At 69.8% G+C, this 25,146-nt stretch carries 20 protein-coding genes and 2 pseudogenes; 10 read left to right on the forward strand and 12 right to left on the reverse strand.

Going from position 1 to position 25,146, the window contains the following annotated elements:
• Window positions 1–723: 723 nt before the first annotated feature.
• Window positions 724–831 (forward strand): annotated as a pseudogene (locus tag OG509_RS29520) (IS5/IS1182 family transposase); the annotation flags it as partial.
• Between the two features lie 304 nt (window positions 832–1,135).
• On the opposite strand, the pseudogene OG509_RS29525 reads toward OG509_RS29520, so the two are convergent.
• The 7 genes and pseudogenes from OG509_RS29525 to OG509_RS29555 all read right to left on the reverse strand — a co-directional run.
• A pseudogene (locus OG509_RS29525) lies at window positions 1,136–1,321 on the reverse strand (CorA family divalent cation transporter); the annotation flags it as partial.
• 286 nt (window positions 1,322–1,607) lie between these two features.
• Window positions 1,608–2,852: an SWIM zinc finger family protein gene (locus OG509_RS29530; protein ID WP_406185603.1), complete on the reverse strand. Its 1,245-nt coding sequence runs from the start codon at window positions 2,850–2,852 to the stop codon at window positions 1,608–1,610.
• Window positions 2,849–5,668 (reverse strand): DEAD/DEAH box helicase, encoded by a 2,820-nt coding sequence (locus tag OG509_RS29535; RefSeq protein ID WP_406185604.1) that lies wholly within the window; start codon window positions 5,666–5,668, stop codon window positions 2,849–2,851. The genes OG509_RS29530 and OG509_RS29535 overlap by 4 nt, the downstream gene beginning before the upstream one ends.
• A gap of 127 nt (window positions 5,669–5,795) precedes the next feature.
• The gene (locus OG509_RS29540; RefSeq protein ID WP_406185605.1) at window positions 5,796–8,039 is read right to left on the reverse strand and encodes an IS1096 element passenger TnpR family protein; all 2,244 of its coding nucleotides are present in this window, start codon (window positions 8,037–8,039) and stop codon (window positions 5,796–5,798) included.
• Between the two features lie 326 nt (window positions 8,040–8,365).
• A complete protein-coding gene (locus OG509_RS29545; protein ID WP_266662339.1) occupies window positions 8,366–9,034 on the reverse strand; it encodes a nucleotidyl transferase AbiEii/AbiGii toxin family protein in 669 nt (222 codons plus the stop codon).
• A 5-nt stretch (window positions 9,035–9,039) separates the two neighbouring features.
• A complete protein-coding gene (locus OG509_RS29550; RefSeq protein ID WP_406185607.1) occupies window positions 9,040–9,432 on the reverse strand; it encodes a hypothetical protein in 393 nt (130 codons plus the stop codon).
• Window positions 9,433–9,792: 360 nt separating this feature from the next.
• Complete coding sequence (locus tag OG509_RS29555; RefSeq protein WP_406185608.1) at window positions 9,793–10,965, reverse strand: magnesium and cobalt transport protein CorA; 1,173 nt, start codon at window positions 10,963–10,965, stop codon at window positions 9,793–9,795.
• Window positions 10,966–11,111: 146 nt separating this feature from the next.
• On the opposite strand from OG509_RS29555, the gene OG509_RS29560 reads away from it, so the two are divergent.
• Complete coding sequence (locus tag OG509_RS29560; protein WP_406185609.1) at window positions 11,112–12,209, forward strand: winged helix DNA-binding domain-containing protein; 1,098 nt, start codon at window positions 11,112–11,114, stop codon at window positions 12,207–12,209.
• 45 nt (window positions 12,210–12,254) lie between these two features.
• Window positions 12,255–13,937, forward strand: coding sequence for an AMP-binding protein (locus OG509_RS29565; RefSeq protein ID WP_406185610.1), 1,683 nt, complete (start codon window positions 12,255–12,257; stop codon window positions 13,935–13,937).
• Window positions 13,938–14,019: 82 nt separating this feature from the next.
• Here the strand turns inward: OG509_RS29565 and OG509_RS29570 are convergent, their stop codons facing one another.
• Together OG509_RS29570 and OG509_RS29575 are read right to left on the reverse strand one after the other, a co-directional pair.
• Entirely contained in the window at window positions 14,020–14,511 is a 492-nt protein-coding gene (locus OG509_RS29570) for a glutathione peroxidase (RefSeq protein ID WP_385587304.1), read from the reverse strand.
• Window positions 14,512–14,627: 116 nt separating this feature from the next.
• Window positions 14,628–15,473, reverse strand: a complete 846-nt coding sequence (locus OG509_RS29575; RefSeq protein ID WP_406185611.1) for a hypothetical protein — start codon at window positions 15,471–15,473, stop codon at window positions 14,628–14,630.
• 292 nt (window positions 15,474–15,765) lie between these two features.
• Between OG509_RS29575 and gcl the strand changes: the two genes are divergently transcribed.
• Both gcl and OG509_RS29585 read left to right on the forward strand, forming a co-directional pair.
• Complete coding sequence (gene gcl, locus OG509_RS29580) at window positions 15,766–17,553, forward strand: glyoxylate carboligase (RefSeq protein WP_387285507.1); 1,788 nt, start codon at window positions 15,766–15,768, stop codon at window positions 17,551–17,553.
• Between the two features lie 112 nt (window positions 17,554–17,665).
• Window positions 17,666–18,295, forward strand: coding sequence for an ATP-binding protein (locus tag OG509_RS29585; protein WP_406185612.1), 630 nt, complete (start codon window positions 17,666–17,668; stop codon window positions 18,293–18,295).
• Between the two features lie 423 nt (window positions 18,296–18,718).
• On the opposite strand, the gene OG509_RS29590 is transcribed toward OG509_RS29585, so the two are convergent.
• The 3 genes from OG509_RS29590 to OG509_RS29600 all read right to left on the reverse strand — a co-directional run bounded on the left by OG509_RS29590 (window position 18,719) and on the right by OG509_RS29600 (window position 22,268).
• A complete protein-coding gene (locus tag OG509_RS29590; RefSeq protein ID WP_030155314.1) occupies window positions 18,719–20,176 on the reverse strand; it encodes a catalase in 1,458 nt (485 codons plus the stop codon).
• A 283-nt stretch (window positions 20,177–20,459) separates the two neighbouring features.
• A complete protein-coding gene (locus OG509_RS29595; RefSeq protein ID WP_406185613.1) occupies window positions 20,460–21,359 on the reverse strand; it encodes a 2-hydroxy-3-oxopropionate reductase in 900 nt (299 codons plus the stop codon).
• Window positions 21,360–21,434: 75 nt separating this feature from the next.
• Entirely contained in the window at window positions 21,435–22,268 is an 834-nt protein-coding gene (locus OG509_RS29600; protein WP_406185614.1) for a TIM barrel protein, read from the reverse strand.
• A gap of 181 nt (window positions 22,269–22,449) precedes the next feature.
• On the opposite strand from OG509_RS29600, the gene OG509_RS29605 reads away from it, so the two are divergent.
• The 5 genes from OG509_RS29605 (at window position 22,450) to pucL (ending at window position 25,086) form a co-directional block, all read left to right on the forward strand.
• Window positions 22,450–22,701, forward strand: a complete 252-nt coding sequence (locus tag OG509_RS29605) for a thiamine-binding protein (RefSeq protein WP_078621981.1) — start codon at window positions 22,450–22,452, stop codon at window positions 22,699–22,701.
• Complete coding sequence (locus tag OG509_RS29610; RefSeq protein WP_387285499.1) at window positions 22,698–23,081, forward strand: helix-turn-helix domain-containing protein; 384 nt, start codon at window positions 22,698–22,700, stop codon at window positions 23,079–23,081. The genes OG509_RS29605 and OG509_RS29610 overlap by 4 nt, the downstream gene beginning before the upstream one ends.
• A gap of 154 nt (window positions 23,082–23,235) precedes the next feature.
• Window positions 23,236–23,754, forward strand: a complete 519-nt coding sequence (gene uraD / locus OG509_RS29615) for a 2-oxo-4-hydroxy-4-carboxy-5-ureidoimidazoline decarboxylase (RefSeq protein WP_406185615.1) — start codon at window positions 23,236–23,238, stop codon at window positions 23,752–23,754.
• A 2-nt stretch (window positions 23,755–23,756) separates the two neighbouring features.
• Window positions 23,757–24,161 carry a hydroxyisourate hydrolase gene (gene uraH / locus OG509_RS29620; protein WP_406185617.1) on the forward strand — a complete coding sequence of 135 codons (405 nt, stop codon included), beginning with the start codon at window positions 23,757–23,759 and terminating at the stop codon, window positions 24,159–24,161.
• Between the two features lies 1 nt (window position 24,162).
• Entirely contained in the window at window positions 24,163–25,086 is a 924-nt protein-coding gene (pucL, locus tag OG509_RS29625) for a factor-independent urate hydroxylase (protein WP_385587329.1), read from the forward strand.
• Window positions 25,087–25,146 lie beyond the last annotated feature (60 nt).

Here is a 25,146-nt window from a genome sequence, read left to right on the forward strand (position 1 = left end):
TGGATTTCGTGCTGGTCCAGGAAGTTCCGGAATGCGGTTGGTGGCCGTGGCGGGGATGCTTTCGCCGGTCGACGGGAGGCCGCTGAGTCTCCCGATGTTCACGGCGAAGGTCGTGAGGACGTGCTGCAGGTGGGCCTTCGGCTGTCTCCGGCAGCGGCGTATGCCGTGCCCATGGGCGAACTCGTTGACGGTGCCCTTCACTCGGAGCGGACCGCGTAGCGGGCCCGCCAGTTGGGCGTCTGCTGCTCGGCCCGGACTCGGATCTGTAGGTCTCGGAGTTCGCGCGGGCGAAGCCGACGTTCCGGATGCTTGGTGCACCGGGTGCGGACCGGGCGGGGCCGGCGCTGCCCTTGGTGAACCGTGCCGTGATCAGCGGCGCCGCGGTGGGCGAGGAGGTCGGGTAGGGGCCGTGCGATCCCTTGCTGACCTGGCGCTGGGGGCAGGTCAGCTGGCAGCAGTCGAAGTCGATGTGGAAGTCGTCCCGGCTGAAGCCCTCGTTCTGGCGGTGCTGACGGATGGGGTTGCCCGGCAGCTGGCCGCGACGCCCCAGCCGGGAATGGATGCCGGGCAGAGCCCGGGCGTCGTACGTGGTGGCCGGGGTCGTGGCCACATCCGTGATCGCGCACGTGTCATCGGGGGTGCAGGCCAGGTTCCGCTGTGCACCGCCATAGCCAGCCACTACGCCCGCCGGGCTGAGCGCGTGGAGTTCACCGGCTTGGTCCTATGGCAGTCCCCAAGGGCTGGCGCCTGCTCCGGAAACTCCGCTGCAGTACCAACTGGATCACCGACATCGTCAGGGCCGTCATCGTTCTTCATCACGCATCAGCGTGAGGATGGAAAGGCTCACTGTCTGTGATGCGCCGCAGGGTCGGCGGGCTCTGTAAGGGGCGCTGAACAGGAAGCCCGGCGGGCTCGTTGCGGCGGGCGCAAGGCGCTGACTCCCATTCGGTTCTCCCCGGATTCTCCCCAGAGCTTGCCGACGCCCAAAAATGGCTGGTCACGGGCTTGTCGGGGACAAGGTGAGGAGATCACCCGCATCTATTCTCCCCAGGGACTCCCCAGGGCTGCTTCTGAGTCGATCTGTGAGTGATGCGAGAGCAAAGTGCGAAGGAGAGCTGAGCGGGATGTGAGGAGTCTAGAGCCAGTCCCGCCGCTTGAAAATCACGTACAAACTCACGCAAACCACGCCCATGAGGCAGATCGCAAGGGGGTATCCGAAGCTCCAACCCAACTCCGGCATGTACTCGAAGTTCATGCCGTAGATGGTTCCCACCAGCGTGGGTGCAGAGAGGATGGCGGCCCAGGAGGAGATCTTCTTGAAGATGTCGTCCTCAACGCGTTGACCTGCGCAGATCGCTGTGTGAGGCGTGCTGACCTGCGGCGTTGCATGTTTCCGACGCTTTCATGGTGAGGCCGAATTGTGCGGTCGATTCTCCCCAGCCGCTCCCCAGCGCTGCTTCATTCTCCCCAGATTCTCCCCAGCCGCAGCGGGTTCTCGACGGTGCTTCCGCTGGTGAGACGGCCCTCCTGGAGCTTGCTGAGCCGCTTCGCACAGTCGAGGCGGCGGCGTGTGGGCCGAGGAGGCGATTCACGGGCTGTCGTACGTGTCACCTCTCGGCCTCCTGCCAGACGGAGGTGAGCGCCGTGACGGGGTCGCTGTCGGCCGGTCCTGCCGGCCACCAGTCGCCGTCGTCATCCTGGAGGTAGGGGTACCAGCGGGCGTCAGGGCCCAGGCGCAGCTGGACGCCGTGGTCGGTGAGAGTGAGGCGGTTGCGCCAGGCCCTGAGGGCGGCCGGGGCGGTGGTCATTTCGGTGAGGGCCCCGGTCAGGGCGCTGCGGGCGGCTGTCATCGCCGTCGGGTCGGGGGTGTAGGGCTGTTCAGCGACGGTGATGCCGGTTGGGCCGCCATACCGCCAGGCGCGGGTCAGGCGGGCGAACGCGGTCGGTCTGGCACCGGTGTTCTGGATGAGGTGGTGGAACCACTCGGGTCCGCAGTTGCTCGCGGCGATCCGTGCCGCGTCCTCGCGCTGGGTCAGGTGCAGGCTGGTGGAGTCGCCCGTGAGCAGCCGGGCAGCGCGTGCGGCGGTGTCCGTCATGAGGCGTTCGAGGTCCGTGGTGGACAGACCGGTGCCGGGTGGCGGGGCGGCGGGCAGTGCGGCGGTGTGGGGGGCCGGTTCGGGGAGATCTGGAAGGGGTGGAGTGTGTTCGGCCAGGGCGGCCCAGGCCGCGTAGGCGCCGACGGCCGGGAGGCCGGCCGGCGCCGGTGGGGTGGAGGTCGCTTGGGCGGCCGTACGGCGGGCGCGCAGCTGGGCGAGGACCTCCTCCCGTCCGCGGCCGCGCAGGGCGAACACCACGAAGGGGTCGGCGTCGATGGTGGAGGCGGTGGCGTAGCAGAGTGCGGCGGCGTGTTTGCAGGGGTAGCCCCAGTCGGGGCAGGAGCATTCGGGGTCGAGTTCGGTGGGCTGCGGGAGCAGGGGGACACCGGCGTGGCGGGCGTCGTCGACGAGTTCGGCGGGCATCTCGCCGTCGAGGAGTGCGGCGAGATGCCCGGCCCGGGCTGCGATGGTGTCGAGGAGGGTGTCCCACTGGGCGTCGGTGAGGACGGGCAGGTGGACGGTGGAGCGGTAGGGGCGGGGCCTGCTGCCCTGGACGGCGGCTTTGACCTGGCCGGGGGCGATGGTGGTCGGGCCCACCATGCCCTGGCGGGCGTAGGTGCGTCCGCGGGACAGGCGCCCCGAGTCCATGGTGGAGTCCTCCAGGCCCGTCACCCATGCCTGGCCCCACCAGGTCTCGGCGAAGGCACGCCTGCCGCGGGCGGGCGTGCGGCGCGGGCCGGGGATCGAAGGGCTCATTCCTGCCCCCCCAGGGCGACGAGTTCGGCGAGATCGGCGTCGGACAGTTCGGTCAGAGCGGCCTCACCGGAGCCGACCACGGCGTCGGCGAGCGCGCGCTTGGATTCGAGAAGCTTCGACACCTTGTCCTCCACGGTTCCCTCCGCGAGGAGTTTGTGGACCTGTACGGGCTTGTCCTGGCCGATGCGGTAGGCGCGGTCGGTGGCCTGGTCCTCGACCGCCGGGTTCCACCAGCGGTCGTAGTGCACGACATGGGTGGCACGGGTGAGGTTCAGGCCGGTGCCCGCGGCCTTCAGGGAGAGCAGGAATACCGGCACCTCGCCGCGCTGGAAGCGGTCCACCATCTCCTCGCGCGCGTTGACGGGGGTGCCGCCGTGCAGGAGGAGGGTGGGGACGCCTCGTTCCGCGAGGTGCTTCTCCAGCAGGTTCGCCATCTGCCTGTACTGGGTGAAGACCAACACCGACTCGCGTTCGGCGGTGATGGTATCGACCAGTTCGTCGAGCAACGCCAGTTTGCCGGAGCGGCCGTGCAGCGGTGTGGACTGGCGCAGGTACTGCGCGGGGTGGTTGCAGATCTGCTTCAGCGCGGTGAGGAGCTTCAGGATCAGGCCGCGGCGGGCGATGCCCTCGGCTTCGGCGATCTTCGCCATGGTTTCGCGGACCACAGCCTCGTACAGGCTTGCCTGTTCGGCCGTCAGCGGCACGACGCGGTCGGTCTCGGTCTTGGCGGGCAGTTCGGGCGCGATGCCCGGGTCGGACTTCCTGCGGCGAAGCAGGAAGGGCCGCACGAGACGAGACAAACGCTCAGCGGCCCGCGGGTCCTCGCCCGACTCGATCGCGCGGGCGTGGCGGTCGCGGAACACGGCGAGTGGTCCGAGGAGTCCGGGGGTGGTCCAGTCGAGGAGCGCCCACAGTTCGGAGAGGTTGTTCTCCACGGGGGTGCCGGTGAGGGCGACGCGGGCGCGGGTGGGCACGGCGCGCAGCTCGCGGGCGGTGACGGCGTACGGGTTCTTGACGTGCTGGGCCTCGTCCGCGGCGATCAGCGACCAGGCGTTCTCGGCGAGGGTCTCCCGGTCGCGGCGCAGGACTCCGTAGGTGACCAGGACGATCTCGTCGTCGGCGAGGTCCTTCAGGTGGCGGTCGCCGCCGTGGTAGCGGCGCACGGGGGTGGAAGGCGCGAACCTGGCTGCCTCGCGCTGCCAGTTGCCGAGCAGCGAGGCGGGGCAGACGACGAGTGTGGGGCCCGCGGTGGCGGGGTCGGTCTGGCGGTGCAGGTGCAGAGCGAGCAGGGTGATGGTCTTGCCCAGGCCCATGTCGTCGGCGAGACAGCCGCCGAGACCGAGCTCGCACATCTCGGCCAGCCAGGCGAGGCCCCGTTTCTGGTAGTCGCGCAGCGTGGCATTCAGTGCGGTGGGCTGCGGGGTGGGGGTGCGGGATTCGGGGTCGCGGATACGGGCGACGAGGTCGCCGAGCGCACCGACCGCCGTGCAGCGAAAGGTCTCCCCGTCCCGCTCCGCTTCGCCGGTCAGCGCAGCGCCCAGCGCCTCCATGGGAGTGAGCGGTTCCATCCGGCGGCGCTTGGCGCGGGCCACCAGCTTCGGGTCGGCGACCACCCACTGGTCGCGCAGCCGGACGAGGGGGCGGCGCGTCTCCGCGAGGGCGTCCATCTCGGCCTCGGTGAGCGGGTCTCCGCCGAGCGAGAGCTGCCAGCGGAAGTCGAGCAGGGTGCCGGCGTCGAGCATGCCGCCCGCGCTGGAGCCGGGCGCGGTGCGTTGCCCGATCTCCGCGGTCGCGGTGAATGCCTTGACGAGCTCGCGCGGCCAGTGCACGTCGACACCGGCGGCGCGCAGGGTGTCGGTGGCGTCGCCCAGCAGGTCGAAGGCTTCGTCGTCGGTCAGCCGCAGCCGGTCCGGAGCAGCGTCCTTCAGCAGCCGGTCGAGCGGTGGCCAGACGCGGGCGCCGCGGCGCAGTGCGAGCAGCGTCTCGGTTTCGGCGCGCGGGCCGAGCAGGCGCTCGGTCTCGGCCGGCTCGCTCCACAGCTGTGCGGCCTCCACGACGAGCGCCGGATCCGCAGCGGTGTGCAGCTGGAGGACGGCCCGGAAGTGCCGGCGGCGTCCCTCGGGTACGTCGACCCGCAGCGAGACTCGGACGTCGGCGGTGAACGCGGCAGCGGTCTCCTCGGCCCACTCGTGCAGGGTGGGCACGGCACGCGTCTCGCGCCAGGCGTACGGCAGGGCTCCCATGGCGAGCGGAGCGGCGGGGGTGCGGACCAGGGCGTCGGCGACCGCGTCGCAGAACCGGCGCACCAGCGCGGCCGGTTCGGCGATCCGCAGCGGGGCAGGACCTGGCTCCGGCAGGCAGTGGCCGTGGGGCGGGAAGGCGGCGGCGAGGGCGTCCAGCGTCCGACGCTGGGCCGCGTTGAGGGGGCCCGCCTGCCAGGTGTCGTAGCCGTCGGGGGTGAGGGCCGGGTGAAGACGGCCGTCGGCGAGCAGCCGGAGCGCGAATCGGGCGGCGGTCTGCCAGGCGGCGGCGGACGGGTGCGGTGGCTGTGCCCCAGACAGCGCGGCGACAGCGAGGGCGACGGGCAGCGCGTAACCCTCCGCCTTGCGCCGTCTGACCGAGCGGCCGTGCGGCAAGACGAGCTCCGCCGCCTCGGTCTCGATGCCAGCGGGTGCCGTGCCCTTGGCGGCGGCTGCCCCGGCGGGCTGCCAGAGCAGCAACCGGCCGAGGCGGGACGGCTCGCCGGGCAGGAATACCGCCGCCCAGCCGTCGTCGAGCAGGCTCCGGGCCCAGGCAGCCGACTCCGGTGTGGCCAATGGCGGCAGGCTACTCGTGCCTGTGCCCTGCTCCCGTACGAGGACTCGTGCCACTCGCTTTTCGCCTCACCATCGTCCAGGCGGTCTTCACCGCGTCTTCGTCCACCAGCAGGGTCCGACCCCGCCGTCACCGGCGGGAGTGGGCCTTGTTTGCCGCGGTACGCATGCGCTTGGCCAGCCGCTTGTCGACGCCGCGCAAGCCCTCGCCCAGTTCGGCGAGCACCTGGGCGGTGGCTGGGTGCTCCACTCGCCACAGCTCGTCCACCCGCTGTTCGAGCGACTCCGGCGCCGTGTTCCAGTTCTCCAGGAAGCCCCGGGTCAGCTCCTCCCTCTCCTGAGCACCGGCGAGGATCGACAGTCCGTCGATGAGCAGCCACAGTTCCGACTGCTCCGCCCGCGCCGGGTCCACGTCTGCTTCTGCCCCGAGGCGTGCGCCCAGGGTCGCGGTGGCCACCTGGCGGCACCCCTCGGCGTCGGAGTCCGCTGCCTTGCGCAGCACGCGCAGCGCCCGCGGGTCGTCGAGGTCGGCCAGCACCAGTTGGGCCACGGCGCGCTTCGCCGCTGCCTCGCAGCCGTCTCCCACGCATGCGTCGAGCAGCCCTACCGCGGCATCCGTCGCCGAACGGTGTGCCAGCCACCCTTCGACCTCCCGGCGCATCTCCTCGGGGGAGTAGCCCAGGAGCCCCTGGAGCAGAGCGTCGGCGTCCGCTTCGGCGTACTCACCGAGCAGCGGCGCGGGCACACCGCACTCCATCAGGTACGCGCGGAGCCCGTAGCGGCCGAGTGGGGTGAGCCGCATGCGGTGCCCGCGCTGGTCGTCCCACGACCGGTCCGACGCCGCCGTCGAGGTTCCCGAACCGCCGCCCAGCTCCTGTCCGACCAGGGCGTTCTGGAGTGTGCGCAGATTCTCCTCGGCCGAATCGACGCCGTCACCGGGCTCGTACTCCACCGCGCCCAGCAGGGCGAGCCCTTCGCCGAGTCCCTGGAAGGACGCCGCGAACAGCGCCTGGAAGAGATCGAACTCCGGCCCGTTCTCGCCCACCTCGCGGGCCTTCGCACGCAGGCCGTCGACATCCACCCAGGCGTCGTCCGGGGCGTCGTACAGCAGGCCGACCAGTCCGTCGGCGATCTCGGCCGTCAGCTCGCCCAGCTCACCGTGCCACCCGTCCAGCACCCCCGTCTCACCGATCTCCTCCAGCAGATCGCCCATCGTGGCGGCCCAGAACTCCAGGAGGCCCTCACCGGTGAAGTCGGTTGCCGCGCCACCCCACGCGCGGCCCCCGCTGACCGTGATCAACCCGCCGTCCACGGCGAGCCACCACGGATCATCGAGAACGGCCACGTCCTTGGCGCTGCGCAGCGACTTCAACGCACGAGCCCGCGCGACGGCATCGGCATACGGCGAGTCGTCGCCGGCCAGCTTCCACAGCTGGAGCTCCTCGACGGCCGCACGGGCGAGCGCGGGCCGAAGCACCCGGCCGGCGGTGACCTGCCGTCCCTCGCGGCACCAGGCGGCGAGCCGCAGCGCAGCGTCGAAGAGCGGAACACCCCGCACGGCAGCGAAAAGGTCCTCCCGCGGAGCCAGAGTCACCGGGCGCAGCACAGGCACATCCTCAGCCGGTCCGTCGACTCCGGCATCGACCGGACCGCCCACCCCGCACTGCCCGCAGGTACACAACGCCACGTCCTCGGCGGTCAGCCGACGGACACCGCCGCGCCCGACCCCATCACCGGTCGGCGGCTTCGCTTTGCCGGACACCGTGTCCGGCGTCAGCCGGGCCAGCCGCGCGGTGATCCCGTCCCGGTCGAAGGCCGCCGGATCGTATCCGGCCGCCCGCAGCTCGGCGACAAGCTCACCGTGCGGGCCATCCCCGGCCCCGCCCGGGGTGTCGAGGAACTCCAGCACCTCGGCCAGCCCCCACACGCCGCCGATGTCCTCGGCCGGTACGTCGGCGCGACGCCCGCCGACGCAGCGCACCGCCCGCTCCGCGCCGACCGGGCGCGGCAGTGTCTTCTCCAGCGTGATCCCGTGCTCCCAGTCGTCGCCGAAGTCGTAGACGTAGCGCAGCCGTGCCTTCTCCTCGGCCAGCACGTCGCCGAGCGCGGTGGCGTCCTCGTCGCCGACCTCGTGGCCGAAGCCGAGATCGATGCCGGTGAGTCGGGCCGCCTCGCCGTACCCTCGGCCGAACTCGTCGGTGAAGAGATGCAGATGGCCACCCTGCCATCCGAAGGCGACCTGGATGGCGTCGTGCAGCGTCCCGAGCGAAGCATCGGACGGCAGCACGAGGCGCCGCCACAGGGGCGGTCTTGTGCCGTGCAGCACGATCTTCAGCTGGAGATCGGACGGGGCCGTCTTCCCGTCTCGCCGCATCTGCTGCTCCTACCGCACCGGTGCCACTCGAACGGCCCCATCATGGCGCTGCCGGTGTGCCGATCTCAAACCCGGTTGCGGCGGCCACCGTCCTTCTGGGAACACACGGTCCCGACGCCGCCCGATGCGGACATCCTCTGCCCTCGCGACCTTTCGCAGGGCGGCACATGTGCTCGGGAGCGCATGGCCCTACCGGCCACGGCTGTCGCAGCCCTCGACATGTGCGGACGCGGCGCGATGCCGGGTTTCGTAGCCCGTCCGGTGTCTGAAGTTCTTGGGGCTGGTCGGTCTTGTCGGCAGGCAGATGCGGTCTCGTCCGGATTCGATCAGTCGATGTCCGGATCACCGGACTCTTCGAGGAGTCGGGCCGCGAGGTCATCGGCCCACTCCACGGCCCAGGTACGAAGAGCGGCGATGGTGGTCTCATCCAGGCCGTAGGCCCCGAAGGCTTCGTCGTCAGTCCACTCGGCGCCCGTGAGGTTCGCCTGCAAGTCCTCGCGCTCGAAGCGGCCACGGGCGTGGCGGCGGCCGAACTCCTCGAGTTCAGAGTTCGTCCAGCGGCGGGAGGCAGCGAACACGTCGATCAGGTCGCGGGGCGCTCCGCGGTCGGCGAGGGCGCGAACCTTGGTCCCGATCACGTCCTCCTCCGCGAGGACGGGCCCGTACGGGCTCTGGGAGACGGGCCGCCAGAAGATTTCCTTCAGGATGTCGACTTCACAGTCCTGCCCGGTGACCGGGTCGGTCACGGTGAAGCGAGCGGACAGCGGGGCAGTTTCCAGCGCCTGCACTTTCCAGCCCCGGGCCTCGAGGCCGCGACAGACTGCGGCCGCGATGTCGGCCATGGGCGCCGGGTTCTCGGTGGCGACATCGAGGTCCTGGCTGGGACGGTTCACGAGGCGGTGCGCCCTCACGGCATACCCGCCGGTGAGGACCAAGGGATACGGCGAGCCGAGGGCGATCACATCCGCCAGGAGCCGCGTGTGCAGCTCCGGCATGTCCGTCACGCGGCTGCCCGGGTGCGGGAGGCGAGCTGGGGAAAGGCGTCCTCCCACACGGTGCGCACGGTGCGACCGACGAGCGTGCGCAGCACGGGCCACAGCTGGAGGAGTAGATCCTGATTGAGGTAGAGGGGCAGGTCGTCCTGCAGGCCCTCGTGCAGGACGGTGCGGTACAGGCCCACGCGCTGGCGAGGTTTGCCCAGGTCGTACGAGGTCATCCCGGACCAGGCCAGGTGCAGCGGCAGCTCTACGACACCGTGCGCCGGCCCGTGCAGCTCGTCCAGCGATTCCGGCAGACGGCGCCGGAACTTCTCCTGGTACAACGCGAGGTCCTCGGCTTCCGCGCCGGAGAGCTCCCTCGGCGCGGGTGCAGGATGCTGTGGGCTGGAGGACATGCCTCCATTATGGCGGCCGCGGGCCGTGATGCGCGGGCCTGCGCCCAAAGTGAGCCAGGTGTGGCTCCGTGTCGATGTCACTTTCTGTGATCAGTTGCGCGTGCAGCAAGGGCGCCGCGAGATGTTGAGCACGAAGAGGCGAAGCCGCGGATACAGGACGTGGATCGCCAGTCGATTCTCCCCGGATTCTCCCCAACGCCTACAGGAGGGTAAAAGTCCTGGTCAGGGCCTTGCTGGAGGCAGGTAGACGAGATCACCCGCATCTATTCCCCCCAGAGACCCCCCACGGCCGCTTCTGGGCCGATCTACGAGTGATGCGAAAGCGAAGTGCGAAGGATGACTGAGCGTCACGCGAGGGGCTTAGAGCCAGTCCCGTCGCTTGAAAATCACGTACAAACTGATGCAAACCATCCCCATGAGGCAGATCGCAAGGGGGTATCCGAAGGTCCAGCCCAACTCAGGCATGGTCTCGAAGTTCATGCCGTAGATGGTTCCCACGAGTGTGGGTGCAAACAGGATGGCGGCCCAGGAGGAGATCTTCTTGATCTCCTCGTTCTGTTCGAAGCCGGCTTCGGCCAGGGCTCGCATTTCGGCGTTCTGTTGTTGGGAGACCAGGGTGGCGTTGACCGTCAGGATTTCGGTCAGGGCCTGGCGGAAGCCGTCCACGCGTTCGCTGGTGTGGGTGACGTGGTCGGCCACGTCGCGGAGGTAGCGCTGGAGTTCCTCGTCCGTGCCGTACTTCGCGAAGCCCGCCATCAGGGCGTGGAGCATGCCGACCAGGGGGCGGGTGGCGCGTTGGAACTCGACCGTTTCGCGGGAGAGTTCGTAGATGCGGCGGGAGACCTCCGGGTCGCCGCGGAAGACCTCCGTCTCGATCTCGTCCATGTCGTTCTGGACGCCCGCGACGACCGGGGCGTAGCCGTCGACCACCGCGTCGAGGATCGCGTACAGGGCGGCCTCGGGGCCGAGGGACAGGAGCTCCGGGGTCTCCTCCATGCGGCGGCGGACCGCGGAGAGGTCGGGGGCGGCGCCGTGGCGGACCGTGATCAGGAAGTCCGGGCCGACGAAGATGTGCAGCTCGCCGAACTCGACCTCCTCCGGGGCGTCGAGGTAGCGAGCCGCGCGCAGGACGACGAAGAGGGTGTCGCCGTAGCGCTCCAGCTTGGGGCGCTGGTGGGCTTCCAGGGCGTCCTCCACGGCGAGCTCGTGGAGGTTGAACTCGGCGGCGAGGGAGTGGAGCTCCGGCTCGGTGGGGCGGTGCAGGCCGATCCAGGCCATGCCGTCGGGCTGGTCGCGCAGTCGGCGGAAGGTTTCCGCGAGGGTCGCGGGGGAGGCGATGCGCCGGCCGTCGCGGTAGACGGCGGAGTCGATCACGCTGCGGTGGTCCGGGGGAGCCGCCGGCGCCGGTGCGGGCTCCGGGCCGGCCGGCGGGGAAGCGGGGGGCCTGGCCGGCGGGGGCGCGGGGCGGCGCCACCCGGTGCGCTTCCCGGACGGTGCGGGGCGGCGGTGGCGGTGGTCCGGGCGCTCCGGCATCGCAGGTCAGCTCCCCAGTCGGCATCTTTCCTTCGGTGAGAGGAAGGATATCGGAAGGATATTGGTGGTTCTGGGCCGCTCTGACCCTTCTCATTCCCTTCTCATTGCGGACAGTCTCCGTCCGGAAGTACCGGTAGCTTGCCGGTATGGGCTCCGTACTCGACACCCGTTCACTGAACCGTGCCACGCTCGCGCGCCAGCTGCTTCTCAGCCGCGCCGCACTGTCCGCCGAGGACGCCGTCACGCACCTGCTCGGACTCCAGGCGCAGAACGTGAAGCCGCCGTACTTCCAGCTGCACGCCCGGCTCGCCGGATTCCGGCCCTCCGCGCTCGCGGAGCTGATGGAGACCCGCAAGGTGGTCCGGATGGTCACCATGCGGTCCACCATCCACACCCACACCGCGCACGACGCGCTGACCCTGCGCCCGCTGGTCCAGGCCGCCCGCGACCGGGAGGTCAACGCCTTCCGCAAAGGGCTCGTCGGGGTGGACCTGGAGCGGCTCCGTGAGCTCGCCCGGGCCTTCGTCGAGGCCGAGCCCCGCACGATGGGCGAGATCCGCGAGGAGCTGCTGCGGCACTGGCCGGACGCCGATCCGCAGTCCCTGTCCGTCGCCGCGCGGTGCCGGCTGCCGCTCGTCCAGGTCACGCCGCGCGGGGTCTGGGGGCGCAGCGGGCAGGTACGGCTCACCACCCTGCAGCAGTGGATCGGCCACTCCCCGGACGAAGCGCCGCCGGCGCATGCCGTCGACGATGTCGTCCTGCGCTACCTCGGTGCCTTCGGGCCCGCCTCCGTCAAGGACATGCAGACCTGGGCCGGGCTCACCCGGCTGCGGGACGCCTTCGAGCGGCTGCGCCCCCGGCTCGCCGTCTTCCGTGACGAGAACGGAGTCGAGCTGTTCGACCTGCCCGACGCGCCCCGACCCGACGCCTCCACCCCGGCACCGCCCCGCTTCCTCCCGGAGTTCGACAACCTGCTGCTCTCCCACGCCGACCGGACCCGCATGATCGCCCCCGAGCTCAAGGGGCGCACCTGGACGGGGAACCAGTCCCACCGCACCCTCCTCGTGGACGGCTTCGTCGCCGGGCTGTGGCACTGGGAGGAGGCATCGCTCACCGTCGAGCTCTTCGGCAAGGTCTCGAAGGCGGAGAAGGAGCACATCGTCGCCGAAGGGGAGCGTGTCATCGCCGAGATGTCCGAGACCGCCGGCCCCGGACACGTGCGCTTCGGGTCAATCCACGGCTGACGCCGCTCTGGTGGGGCGCACCGGCGGCACGGCACGATGCCTTCCATGACGCACAACACCGGCGCCACCGCCGAGTTCCTGGCCGCACGCGACTACCTGCTCGAACGCCGCGGGGACTACGAAGCCGCCCACGCCGGATTCACCTGGCCCCGCCCCGAGCGCTTCAACTGGGCCCTGGACTGGTTCGACCACATCGCCACCGGCAACGCCGCCGACGCCCTGCGCATCGTCGAGGAGGACGGCACCAGCCGGTCCGTCTCCTTCGGGGAGCTGTCCGTACGGTCGTCCTCCGCCGCCAACTGGCTGCGCGACCAGGGCGTCGCGGCCGGCGACCGGGTCCTGGTCATGCTCGGCAACCAGCGCGAGCTGTGGGAGGTCATGCTCGGCGCGATGAAGCTGCGCGCCGTCGTCATCCCCGCCACCCCCCTCCTCGGTGCGGCGGACCTGCGCGACCGCATCGAGCGGGGCAACGTACGGCACGTCATCGTGCGCGCCGACGACACCGGCAAGTTCGACGAGGTCCCCGGCGCCTACACCCGGATCGCCGCCGGAGCCGACGTACCCACCGGATGGCGGCGGCTGGAGGACATGTACGCGGCCGACGCCCACTTCAGTCCGGACGGCGAGACCCTGGCCACCGACCCGCTGATGCTGTACTTCACCTCCGGCACCACCGCCCGCCCCAAGCTCGTCGAGCACACGCACGCCTCGTACCCCATCGGGCACCTCTCCACCATGTACTGGCTCGGGCTGCGCCCCGGCGACGTGCACCTCAACATCGCCTCGCCCGGCTGGGCCAAGCACGCCTGGTCCAACCTCTTCGCCCCGTGGAACGCCGGCGCCACCGTCTTCGTCCACAACTACACGCGCTTCGACGCCGAGCGTCTGATGGCGGAGATGGACCGGCACGGCGTGACGACGTTCTGCGCCCCGCCCACCGTGTGGCGGATGCTGATCCAGTCCGACCTCACCACGCTCCGCACCCCTCCCCGTGAGGCCGTCGCCGCGGGCGAGCCGCTCAACCCCGAGGTCATCGAGAAGGTCCGCGAGGCCTGGGGCGTCACCATCCGCGACGGCTTCGGCCAGACCGAGACCACCCTCCAGGTCGGCAACTTCCCGGGGGCCGCGGTCAAGCCCGGCTCGATGGGGCGTCCTGCGCCCGGGTACGAGATCGTGCTGCTCGACCCCGTCACCGGCAAGGAGTCCCCGGACGAGGGCGAGCTCTGCGTGGACCTGCGCCCCCGGCCCGCCGGGGTGATGACCGGCTACCGGGACGACCCCGAGCGCACCGCCGAGGCCATGGCGGACGGGCTCTACCGCACCGGCGACATCGCCTCGCGCGACGACGCCGGGTACCTCACCTATGTCGGGCGTTCGGACGACGTCTTCAAGGCCTCCGACTACAAGATCAGCCCGTTCGAGCTGGAGAGCGCACTGCTCGAACACGAGGCCGTCGCCGAAGCCGCCGTGGTCCCGGCCCCCGACCCGCTGCGCCTCGCCGTGCCGAAGGCATACATCGCGCTCGCCGCCGGCTGGGAGCCCGGGCCGGAGACGGCCCGGGCGCTGTTCGCGCACTCCCGCGCCGTGCTCTCCCCGTACAAGCGGATCCGCCGCATCGAGTTCGCGGAGCTCCCGAAGACCGTGTCCGGCAAGATCCGCCGCGTGGAGCTGCGGGAGCTCACCGCGGCCGGGTCGGGCGCCGAGTACGACGAGGCCGAGCTCGGCTGAGCAGCTCGTACGGATACCGCAGGGGCGGGCCGACCGTACGGCCGGCCCGCCCCTGTACGTCGGGTACGTCCTGTACGTCCGGTCAGGCCGGCAGCTGCGCCTCGATCGCGGCGATGACCTCGGGGGCCTCGGGCTCGACGCTCGGCCGGAAGCGCGCCACGACCTCACCGGCGGGGGAGATCAGGAACTTCTCGAAGTTCCACTGGATGTCGGCGCCCGCCTCGCCGTCGGCGTACGAGGTCTTCACCAGCTCCGTGTACAGCGGGTGCCGGTTCTCGCCGTTGACCTCGGTCTTCTCCAGCATCGGGAACGTCACGCCGAAGCCGGCCGCGCAGAAGGTCGCGATGTCGTCGGCGGTGCCGGGCTCCTGCCCGCCGAACTGGTTGCAGGGCACGCCGATGACGGTGAAGCCCTTCTCCTCGTACGTGAACTGGAGCCGGGCCAGTCCCGAGTACTGCGGGGTGAGACCGCACTGCGAGGCGGTGTTCACCAGCAGGATCGCCTTGCCCTTGTGGGCCGCCAGGCTGGTGGGCTCGTCGGACAGGGTGGTCAGCGGGATGTCGTACAGGCTCATCGGGCTCTCCTCGGCACAGATACGGATACGTCTTCCGCCATGTGCTCCGAGCCTACGTCCTGTCCCCGCGGCCCGATCGGCCCGGTCGACATGGTCGGCGACGGCCCCCGGCGGCCCTACGCCCCCGTGCCCACCAGGGTGTCCGCCGGATCGTTGACCGGTTGCGGCATGCCCGTGAGGTCCATGACGAACAGCGGTATCCCGAGGTCGTCCGCGCGGGAGCGGGCGTCCTGCGTGTACCCGGCCAGCGAGAAGTAGACGCTGGTCGCGGAGGCCGTCAGCCCGTTCAGCCAGACGCACTCCACGGCCCGCAGCCCGGCCGGCGCGGTGGTCGGGTCCACCTGCGCCACCAGTCCGGGGGCCCGCAGGTCCACGGCCGCCGAGGGGATGGGCCGGCCGTCGGGCTGGCGGACGTCCTGGAAGCCGAGCCACCGCAGGTACAGCGCGGCCGTGGCCACCGCGTCCCGGGCGGTACGGATGGTCACCGGGCGGAAAGCGGGCCGCTGCGCGGGAGCCGCCGCAGGCCGGCCGGGAGCGCCGGGTGCCCCGGGTCCGGCCGGCCCGTGGCCGCCGGAGCCGTCCGACCCCGCCCGCGCCTGCCCCCGTAGGTCTTCCTCTGCCTCTCCCCGTACGCCGGGACGCGGACGCAGCCCGTCCCGTACGCCGCCACCCGGCGCGGACTCGGGCTCCACCAGCTGCACCGGATGCACCGGGATCCGCACCACCGTCCCGCACGACGTGCAGCCCAGCTCCGGATGCGGCCACTCGCTCACCCGCCCGCAGGCCGTGCAGCGCACCGCCACCCAGGTGTCCGACCAGGTCCGGTGCGTCAGCGGCAGGGGCGGCGCCGCCAGGTCCAGCGGCGGGGCCACCGGACTCCCGCAGGCGCAGGGGAAGACCGGGGCGGCGTAGTCGTTCTCGCGCAGGCACGCCGGGCAGCGCACCGGTACCGCTTCCGCCATGAGTACTGCCCCTCCGTCGCTCTGCGTAGGCCCATGCTCCACCACCGGCCACCACCGGGGCGAGGGTGCCCTCGATTTTCCGCTGATATTCCGCCGCGTCCCGGTGGTTCGTACAAGTCGCTTGCGTGACACGCGGCTTTTGGTGTGTTCCGGGGTCCTGAAGCTCCTTGACGTGCCGGGACTCGCCGCTTAGCTTGTTCCGTATAGCAGAACATAACTTCCGTATTGCGGAAACACTCTGGAATCCGGAAGCAGTCTGGCCGCCTGACCGCCTGACCCGCAGGAGAACTCGATGCCTCGTATGACAGCCGCCGCCGCTGCAGTGGAGATCCTCAAGCTCGAGGGTGTCGAACAAGCGTTCGGCGTCCCCGGTGCTGCGATCAACCCGTTCTACCGCGAGCTCAAGAACGTGGGCGGCATCGCGCACACGCTGGCCCGCCACGTCGAGGGCGCCTCGCACATGGCCGAGGGGTACACCCGTGCCAAGGCGGGCAACATCGGCGTCTGCATCGGCACCTCGGGCCCGGCCGGCACTGACATGATCACCGGTCTGTACTCGGCCATCGCGGACTCGATCCCGATCCTGTGCATCACCGGTCAGGCTCCGGTCTCGAAGCTCCACAAGGAGGACTTCCAGGCCGTCGACATCGCCTCGATCGCCAAGCCGGTCACCAAGGCCGCGACCACAGTCCTGGAGGCCGCGCAGGTCCCCGGCGTGTTCCAGCAGGCCTTCCACCTGATGCGCTCCGGCCGTCCGGGCCCGGTCCTGATCGACCTCCCGATCGACGTCCAGCTGACCGAGATCGAGTTCGACCCGGAGACCTACCAGCCCCTGCCGGTCTACAAGCCGCAGGCGTCCCGCGCCCAGGCCGTCAAGGCCCTGCAGTTCCTGCTGGAGTCCGAGCGTCCGTTGATCGTCGCCGGTGGTGGCATCATCAACGCCGACGCCACCGACCTGCTGGTCGAGTTCGCCGAGCTGACCGGCGTCCCGGTCATCTCCACCCTCATGGGCTGGGGCACCATCCCGGACGACCACGAGCTGGCCGCCGGCATGGTCGGCGTCCAGACCGCGCACCGCTACGGCAACGCGACCTTCCTGGAGTCGGACTTCGTCTTCGGTATCGGCAACCGCTGGGCCAACCGTCACACCGGTTACAACCTGGACGCCTACACCAAGGGCCGCAAGTTCGTCCACGTCGACATCGAGCCGACCCAGCTCGGCAAGATCTTCGCCCCGGACTTCGGCATCGCCTCGGACGCCAAGGCCGCGCTGGAGCTCTTCATCGAGGTCGCCAAGGAGCTCAAGGCCGAGGGCAAGCTGCCGGACTTCTCCGCCTGGGCCGCCTCCGCGCAGGAGCGCAAGGCCACCCTGCAGCGCCGTACGCACTTCGACAACATCCCCCTGAAGCCGCAGCGCGTCTACGAGGAGATGAACAAGGCCTTCGGCCCGGAGACGCGTTACGTCACCACCATCGGGCTCTCCCAGATCGCGGCCGCGCAGTTCCTGCACGTCTACCGCCCGCGCAACTGGATCAACTGCGGCCAGGCCGGTCCGCTCGGCTGGACCATCCCGGCCGCGATCGGTGCCGCCACCGCGGACCCGCAGACCCCGATCGTCGCGCTCTCGGGCGACTACGACTTCCAGTTCATGATCGAGGAGCTGGCGGTCGCCGCCCAGCACAAGGTCCCCTACGTCCACGTCCTCGTGAACAACGCCTACCTGGGCCTGATCCGCCAGGCGCAGGGCGGCCTGGGCATCAACTTCGAGGTCAACCTCGAGTTCGAGAACATCAACACCCCCGAGCTGGGCGTCTACGGCGTCGACCACGTCAAGGTCGCCGAGGGTCTGGGCGTCAAGGCCATCCGCGTCACCGACCCGGACAAGCTGGGCGAGGCCTTCGAGGAGGCCAAGAAGCTCGCCGCCGAGTACAGCGTCCCGGTGGTCGTCGAGGCCATCCTGGAGCGCATCACCAACATCTCGATGAGCAAGACCGTCGACATGAGCGACGTCACCGAGTTCGAGGAGCTCGCGACCGAGCCGGGCCACGCCCCGACCGCGATCCGCCCGCTGTCCGTCTGATCGCCTGATCGCCTGACGACTGCGGTACGAAGCGGCCCCCGTCCCTCCACGAGGAGGAACGGGGGCCGCTCTGCGTCGTCCGACGGGGACAGCGGGTCGGCATACTGCTCCGATGGACAGATCAACGGCCTCCTGGCGCAACACGACGCACGACTGGGCACGTTCCGTGGACACCGACCACCTCGGCCGTATCCGTCAGGACCAGGCCGTGTTCGCCCCTGGCGGCCTTCCCCACCTGCTGCTCGAAGTCGTCGCGTACGCGGCCGACGAGGCGGAGTGCACCGGCGCAGGGCGTTGTACGGTCACGCTCCACGCCGACGGCTCGGTGTCCGTGGCGGACGAGGGCCGGGGCACCGACACCCGCCTCGACGACGACGGCCGGCCGGTGAAGAAGCCGATCATGGCCACGAAGGACCTCCGGTTCTTCGACCACCCCGAGGCGCAGATCCTTCCGGACGGGCATCCGCGGCGCGGTATGTCCGTCGTGGCGGCGCTGAGCGAGTGGCTCGTCCACACCAACCGCCGCGCGGGCGGAGCCTGGGTCCAGCGCTACGAACACGGCGTTCCCACCACCGACCTGACACCGATCGCCGACGCCGGCGCTACCGGTACGACCGTCCACTTCCGCCCCGCCGAGTCCCTGCGCGCAGCGGGCGGCGCACCGACCGCCGACGAACTGGCCGCTCTCGCGAACGCGTGGCCGTACCTGTCCGTGGAGATCGACGACCACCGCGCCGCCTGATCGCACGCATGGCAACACGCATGGCGATACACATGACAAAGCGCCGAGTCACGGGACCGTCCGTGACTCGGCGCTTTGAGTGTGACCGCCCGACGGTGCGAGGCTGGCGCGACAGGACATTCGCGCCGCCGGGCGGAGTATGGCGGCTCATATACAGGGGGCTCTGTGCGTGACCCCCTATATATAAGGAGAAGGAAGGTGGGAGGAGCGGCTGGGACCGCGACGGGCGGTGACGAGAGCTCCGGCGTCGTCTCCCTCAGGTCAAGAGACGGGCCTCGGCACCCATTACCACCGCACTGGCTCACTCGCCCGTCGCGGCCCTCGTCCGGCCCTTACCGCGTACCACCCCTCATCCGGGTCCGCGGTTCGGGCTCGGCACCCGGGACCTGACCTCCCGCCAGGTCCCCGGTGCAGCTGTGTGGCTCAGGCGTCGCGCAGGGCGCGGACGGCCTCCTCGACACGGCGGCCGTAGTCGGCGTCCGCGGCGTGGAAGTGAGCCAGGTTCTTCTCGATGACGTCCTCAAGGGTGACCTGAGACAGGCCGCCGGCGATGTTCGCCACCAGACGCTGCTTCTCGGCCTCCGACATCAGGCGGTAGAGCTCACCGGCCTGGAAGAAGTCGTCGTCCTTGGTGTGGGCCGGGGCCTCGTGGGTGCCCGTGTAGCCGGATACGGCCTTCGGGGCGCCGAGCGCGAGCCCGGTCTCGGCGGGGCCCTGGTACGAGTTGGGCTCGTAGTTCTTGTCGTGGCGCGAGCCGTTGCGCAGCGCCATGACGCCGTCGCGGCCGTAGTTCTCGGCCTTCGTCGCCTTCGGGGCGTTGACCGGCAGCACGGTGTGGTTCACACCGAGGCGGTAACGCTGGGCGTCGGCGTACGCGAAGAGGCGGCCCTGGAGCATCTTGTCCGGCGAGGCGGTGATGCCGGGGACGAAGTTGTTCGGGGAGAAGGCGGACTGCTCGACCTCGGCGAAGACGTTGTCCGGGTTGCGGTCGAGGACCAGGCGGCCCACGCGCTGCAGCGGGTAGTCGCTGTGCGGCCACACCTTGGTGAGGTCGAACGGGTTGAAGCGGTAGTCCGCGGCCTCGGCGGCCGGCATGATCTGGACGTACAGGGTCCAGCTCGGGTTCACACCGCGCTCGATCGCCTGGAGCAGGTCGGTCTGGTGCGAGTTGGCGTCCTTGCCGACGAGCTCGGCGGCCTGCTCGCCCGACAGGCAGCGTATGCCCTGGTTCGTCTTGAAGTGGTACTTGACGAAGAAGGCCTCGCCCTGCTCGTTCGTCCACTGGTAGGTGTGCGAGCCGTAGCCGTTCATGTGACGGTACGAGGCCGGGATGCCGCGGTCACCCATCAGCCAGGTGATCTGGTGCGTCGCCTCGGGGGCGTGCGCCCAGAAGTCCCAGACGTTGTCCGGCTCCTGCTTGCCCGTGAAGGGGTCGCGCTTCTGGGAGTGGATGAAGTCGGGGAACTTGATCGGGTCCTTGATGAAGAACACCGGGGTGTTGTTGCCGACGAGGTCGTAGTTGCCCTCTTCGGTGTAGAACTTCAGCGCGAAGCCGCGCGGGTCGCGGACCGCGTCCGCGCCACCGAGGGAGTCGGCGACGGTGGAGAAGCGCAGGAAGGTCTCGGTCTTCTTGCCGACCGTGTTGAGGAACGCGGCGCTGGTGTACGCGGTGACGTCGTCGGTCACCTCGAAGTGGCCGTACGCGGCCGAGCCGCGGGCGTGCACCACGCGCTCCGGGATGCGCTCGCGGTTGAAGCGGGCCAGCTTCTCCAGGAGCTGCTGGTCCTGGATCAGGAGCGGGCCACCGACGCCGGCGGTGGCGGAGTTCTGGTTGTCGGCGACCGGGGCGCCGGACTCGGTCGTCAGCGTGCGCTTCGACATGGTGACCTTCCGTACGGGAAACCTGCTGACGGAAAGCGTCTTCCGTCATGCGGAACAGCCTAATTTCAGGCCGAACGCAGCGTCAACAGTTTGTTGAACAAAGATGGAGAGAGGTGATCCGGACGGTGCCGGCGCTTGGGCGCGACAGGACAGGTGTCAGCACCGGCACCATCCGGAAACTCAGAGCCCCTGCGAGAGGGGAAGCCCCCTGCGAGAGGGGAAGCCCTCTGCGAGAGGGGAAGCCCTCTGCGAGAGGGGAAGCCCCCTATGAGAGGGGAGGCGCTCAGATCTGGGCGCCGGAGAGGCGCTCGACCGCGCGGAGCAGCGCCGAGTGGTCCAGGCCGCCGTCACCCTGGGCGCGCAGCGAGGCGACCAGCTGGGCGACGACCGCGCCGACCGGGAGGGCCGCACCGACGTTGCGGGCGGCGTCGGTGACGATGCCCATGTCCTTGTGGTGCAGGTCGATCCGGAAGCCGGGCTTGAAGTCGCGGTTCAGGAAGTTGTCCTTCTTGCGGGTCAGGACCGTGGAGCCGGCCAGACCGCCGTTGAGGACGTCCAGGGCGGCGTTCAGGTCCACGCCGGACTTCTCCAGGAAGACCACGGCCTCGGCGCACGCCTGGATGTTCACCGCGACGATGAGCTGGTTGGCGGCCTTCACCGTCTGGCCGGAGCCGTGCGGACCGCAGAGCACGATGGTCTTGCCGAGGGCTTCGAGGATCGGCAGGGCGGCGTCGAAGTCGGCCCGCTCGCCACCCACCATGATCGACAGCACGGCCTCGATGGCGCCGGCCTCGCCGCCGGACACCGGGGCGTCGATGACGCGGATGCCCTTCTCGGCGGCGTTCTTGGCGAGGTCGACCGAGGTCTGCGGGGTGATCGACGACATGTCGATGATCAGCGCGCCGGACTTCGCGTTCTCCAGGATGCCGTTCTCGCCGTACGAGATGGCCTCGACCTGCGGGGAGGCGGGCACCATTGTGATGATCACGTCGGCGTCCTTGACGGCCTCGGCGATCGAGCCGGCGGCGGCGCCGCCCGCGGCGGCCAGGCGGTCGAGCTTGTCCTGCTCCAGCGTGAAGCCGGTGACCGGGTAGCCGGCCTTCAGGAGGTTCTCGGCCATGGGGGAGCCCATGATTCCGAGCCCGATCCAGGCGATCGACGGGAGCGCAGTGGGGTTGCTCATGATGAGGGTCCTTCTCTTAATGCTTCGTACGAAAAGTGCGTGAGGTGCCTGGCTGATCGCCCGGACTTGGTCCGCCTACTTGGCGGCGCGGGCCTCGGCCGGCAGCCACGCGAAGGAGGCGGCGGCGTCGGCAGCCTTGTACTCCAGGCCTACGTAGCCCGCGTATCCGGCCTTCCTCAGCTGGTCGAGCAGCTCCTCCAAGGGCAGCTCGCCGGTGCCGGGGGCACCGCGTCCCGGCTTGTCCGCGATCTGGACGTGGCCGGTCTTGGCGGCGTACTTTTCGATGACCTCGGAGAGGTCCTCATCGTTCATCGCCAGGTGGTACAGGTCGAGCAGGAACTTGGCGTTGCCGAGGCCGGTGGCCTCGTTCACCTTGTCCACGACCTCGATGCCGGCCGGGGCGCTCACCAGCGGGTAGAGCGGCGACTCGGGCTTGTTGAGGGTCTCGATCAGCAGGATCGCGCCGACGCGGTCCGCGGCCCGGGCCGCCACGACCAGGTTCTCCAGGGCGAGCTCGTCCTGGACGGCCGGGTCCACACCCTCGACCCGGTTGCCGTAGAGGGCGTTGAGTGCCTTGCAGCCCACCGACGCGGCGAAGTCCGCTGCCACGTTGATGTTGGCTTTGAAGCGGTCCGACTCCTCACCGGGTACCGAGACCGCACCGCGGTCCGGGCCCGGCAGCCGGCCGGCGTAGAAGTTCAGGCCCACCAGCTGGGTGCCGGCGTCCTCAAGAGCTTTCTTGAGGGCGTCGAGCTCCTCCTGAGCGGGGGTGGGGGTCTCGATCCAGGGCCACCACAGCTCGACCGCGGTGAAGCCCGCCGCGGCGGCTGCCGCGGGACGCTCCAGAAGCGGGAGTTCCGTGAAGAGGATCGAAAGGTTCACATCGAAGCGCTGGTCCGTGTATCCCATGAGGGGTGTGCGCTCCTTCCGTATTGCGGAAGTTAGTTTCTGCTTGATGGAAGACTGCATGGGCTTCTGCGTGGATGTCAAGCCCGGACTGCCGAAAAAGAGTGCCCGCCCGTCGCCCGACCACCGCCCCTCACGGAGGCGCGTTCGCGCCGCCGCTTCTCATCCGGGTAGCTTGACCAGCGTGCGATTGAGAGTGGAGTTCACGACCGAGCCCTTCGATCTCGAAGAGGCCCCCGCCCACGCCGTGGCCGCTCGCGAGGTCATCCAGAAGGCCCAGCTGGACGCCGTCGACGTGGGCCCGTTCGGCAATACCGCCGAGGGCGACGCCGACGCGGTGCTGACCGCGGTGGCCGCGCTGCTGCGCGACTCGCTGGAGTCCGGGGCCACCCGCGTCTCGCTCCAGGTCAACGTGATCGGGGAGGACACCCCATGACCGAGCCCCGCGACCACCCGTTCGTCACCGCGGTCAAGCCGCTGGTGGACGCGATGGGCGGCGAGCTGATGGATCCGGCCCTGGCGCAGCCCGACGACGTCGTGCTCAGCTGGGAGGGCCAGGACCTGCTGGCCGTACGGCTGCCCCAGCTGTCCGACTCGCTGGACCACATCCTGGCGGCGCTGGAGCGCCGGCACGGCGTACCGTTGTCACAGCTCGACCGGAAGTCCAAGCAGGACGTCGTGCGGATACTGGAGGCGCGCGGCGCCTTCTCCGTGCGGCACGGCGTGGAGACGGTCGCGGGCGCCCTGGGCGTAAGCCGTTTCACGGTCTACAACTACTTGAACAGGGAAAACGCCAGTAAAGGCAACCAACCGTGAAACCCTCCTGACGCATGGTGACGAGCCGCCGCCCAATTCATCCGGGCGGCGGCTTTTGTGTACGGGAAGTTTCAACAAAGTGTTGACGCCGTGTTGTCGAGGGCGTTAGCTATGCGCAGCCCGTCAAAGCAACAACAGGCCACGGAGGCCTACCGTGACTTCGAGTCCGACCCCGGGTCTCACCCGGTTCAACGCCTTGGACGACAGCGCGGCCGCGGCCGAGCTGCACGAGGTGTGCGCCAGTTCGGCATGGGGGAGCAAGCTGCTCGCCCAGCGCCCCTTCGCCGGCGCCGACTCCCTGTTCTCCGCGAACGAGGCCGCCATGGCCGAGCTCACCGCCGAGGACCTGGCCGAAGCGATGGCAGGCCACGCGCCGATCGGCCGGCCGAAGCCGGGAGACCCGACCTCCGCCCGCGAGCAGCGCGGTATGGCCGGTGCCTCGGAGGAGCTAAAGAACGAACTCCTCGAACTGAACCTGACGTACCAGGAGAAGTTCGGCCACGTCTTCCTCATCTGCGCCACCGGTGCGACCGGTGAGTTCATGCGGGACGCGGTCAAGGTCCGGATCGACAACTCGCCGGAGCGGGAGCGGGAAATCGCCCGCGGCGAGCTCGTCAAGATCAACAAGATCCGCCTTACCCGCCTCGTCGAACTCGCAGAAGAAGGAGCGTGAGCATGAGCACCGAGACCACAGCGTCGGTGTCCACGCACATCCTGGACACCAGCATCGGCCGCCCCGCCGAGGGCGTCGCCATCTCCCTGTCGGCCCGTACGGGTCTGGACGGCGAGTGGGCGGCCCTGGGCGGCTCCGCCACCGATGCGGACGGGCGATGCAAGGATCTGCCGGCGCTGCCGGAGGGCACCACCCACGTACGTCTCGACTTCGAGACCGAGACGTACTTCTTTAGTAAGCACAGTTCCAAGAAGCAAGCCGAGGCGCAGCAGGACGCCCCCCGCGTAAGGGACAGCGGTGCGTTCTTCCCCGAGGTCACCATCACCTTCGCGGTGAACCCGGGCGAGCACTACCACGTACCGCTGCTGCTCAACCCGTTCGGCTACTCCGTTTACCGAGGGAGCTAGCATGGCCACGATTCTGGGCCAGAACCAGTACGGCAAAGCAGAGAACCGCGTCGTCAAGATCACGCGGGACGGCGACACCCACCACATCAAGGACCTGAACGTCTCGGTCGCCCTCTCCGGCGACATGGACGACGTCCACTACTCCGGCTCGAACGCCAACGTCCTGCCGACGGACACCACCAAGAACACGGTGTACGCGTTCGCCAAGGAGTACGGCATCGAGTCCGCCGAGCAGTTCGGCATCCACCTGGCCCGCTGGTTCGTGAACAGCCAGGAGCCGATCCAGCGTGCGCGCATCCGGATCGAGGAATACGCCTGGGACCGGATCGCGACCTCGGACGCCAACTCCAAGTTCATCGGCTCCGACGAGGTCAACCACTCCTTCGTCCGCAAGGGCATGGAGACCCGCGTCACCCAGATCACGTACGACGGCCAGAACTGGGAGGTCATCTCCGGCCTCAAGGACCTGATCGTCATGAACTCCACGAACTCCGAGTTCTGGGGTTATGTGAAGGACAAGTACACGACCCTCCAGGAGGCGTACGACCGCATCCTGGCCACCCAGGTGTCGGGTCGCTGGCGCTTCAACTGGACCGACGACGAGCAGCGGATGCCCAACTGGGAGAAGTCGTACGCCGAGACCAAGAAGCACATGCTTCAGGCCTTCGCCGAGACCTACTCCCTCTCGCTGCAGCAGACCCTGTACCAGATGGGCTCGCGCATCATCAACCACCGTTCGGAGATCGACGAGGTCCGCTTCTCGCTCCCGAACAAGCACCACTTCCTCGTCGACCTGGAGCCCTTCGGCCTCAAGAACGACAACGAGGTCTACTTCGCCGCGGACCGTCCGTACGGTCTGATCGAGGCCACGATCCTGCGGGACGGCGTTGACGCCCGCATCCCCGTGGACATGACCAACCTCTGAGCGCGGCACGCGCGTCCCGGGGCCCCGCAGTGGCCCCGGGACCGCACGACACGCCCCCCC

This window comes from Streptomyces sp. NBC_01006 (assembly GCF_045162725.1).
Lineage (GTDB): Bacteria > Actinomycetota > Actinomycetes > Streptomycetales > Streptomycetaceae > Streptomyces.

Coding starts and splice junctions, on each gene's coding strand:
- OG509_RS29530 (WP_406185603.1), bottom strand. CDS start 2,852: ATGAGCCCTTCGATCCCCGGCCCGCGCCGCACGCCCGCCCGCGGCAGG.
- OG509_RS29540 (WP_406185605.1), bottom strand. CDS start 8,039: ATGCGGCGAGACGGGAAGACGGCCCCGTCCGATCTCCAGCTGAAGATC.
- OG509_RS29545 (WP_266662339.1), bottom strand. CDS start 9,034: ATGCCGGAGCTGCACACGCGGCTCCTGGCGGATGTGATCGCCCTCGGC.
- OG509_RS29550 (WP_406185607.1), bottom strand. CDS start 9,432: ATGTCCTCCAGCCCACAGCATCCTGCACCCGCGCCGAGGGAGCTCTCC.
- OG509_RS29555 (WP_406185608.1), bottom strand. CDS start 10,965: ATGCCGGAGCGCCCGGACCACCGCCACCGCCGCCCCGCACCGTCCGGG.
- OG509_RS29560 (WP_406185609.1), top strand. CDS start 11,112: ATGGGCTCCGTACTCGACACCCGTTCACTGAACCGTGCCACGCTCGCG.
- OG509_RS29565 (WP_406185610.1), top strand. CDS start 12,255: ATGACGCACAACACCGGCGCCACCGCCGAGTTCCTGGCCGCACGCGAC.
- OG509_RS29570 (WP_385587304.1), bottom strand. CDS start 14,511: ATGAGCCTGTACGACATCCCGCTGACCACCCTGTCCGACGAGCCCACC.
- OG509_RS29575 (WP_406185611.1), bottom strand. CDS start 15,473: ATGGCGGAAGCGGTACCGGTGCGCTGCCCGGCGTGCCTGCGCGAGAAC.
- gcl (WP_387285507.1), top strand. CDS start 15,766: ATGCCTCGTATGACAGCCGCCGCCGCTGCAGTGGAGATCCTCAAGCTC.
- OG509_RS29585 (WP_406185612.1), top strand. CDS start 17,666: ATGGACAGATCAACGGCCTCCTGGCGCAACACGACGCACGACTGGGCA.
- OG509_RS29590 (WP_030155314.1), bottom strand. CDS start 20,176: ATGTCGAAGCGCACGCTGACGACCGAGTCCGGCGCCCCGGTCGCCGAC.
- OG509_RS29595 (WP_406185613.1), bottom strand. CDS start 21,359: ATGAGCAACCCCACTGCGCTCCCGTCGATCGCCTGGATCGGGCTCGGA.
- OG509_RS29600 (WP_406185614.1), bottom strand. CDS start 22,268: ATGGGATACACGGACCAGCGCTTCGATGTGAACCTTTCGATCCTCTTC.
- OG509_RS29610 (WP_387285499.1), top strand. CDS start 22,698: ATGACCGAGCCCCGCGACCACCCGTTCGTCACCGCGGTCAAGCCGCTG.
- uraH (WP_406185617.1), top strand. CDS start 23,757: ATGAGCACCGAGACCACAGCGTCGGTGTCCACGCACATCCTGGACACC.
- pucL (WP_385587329.1), top strand. CDS start 24,163: ATGGCCACGATTCTGGGCCAGAACCAGTACGGCAAAGCAGAGAACCGC.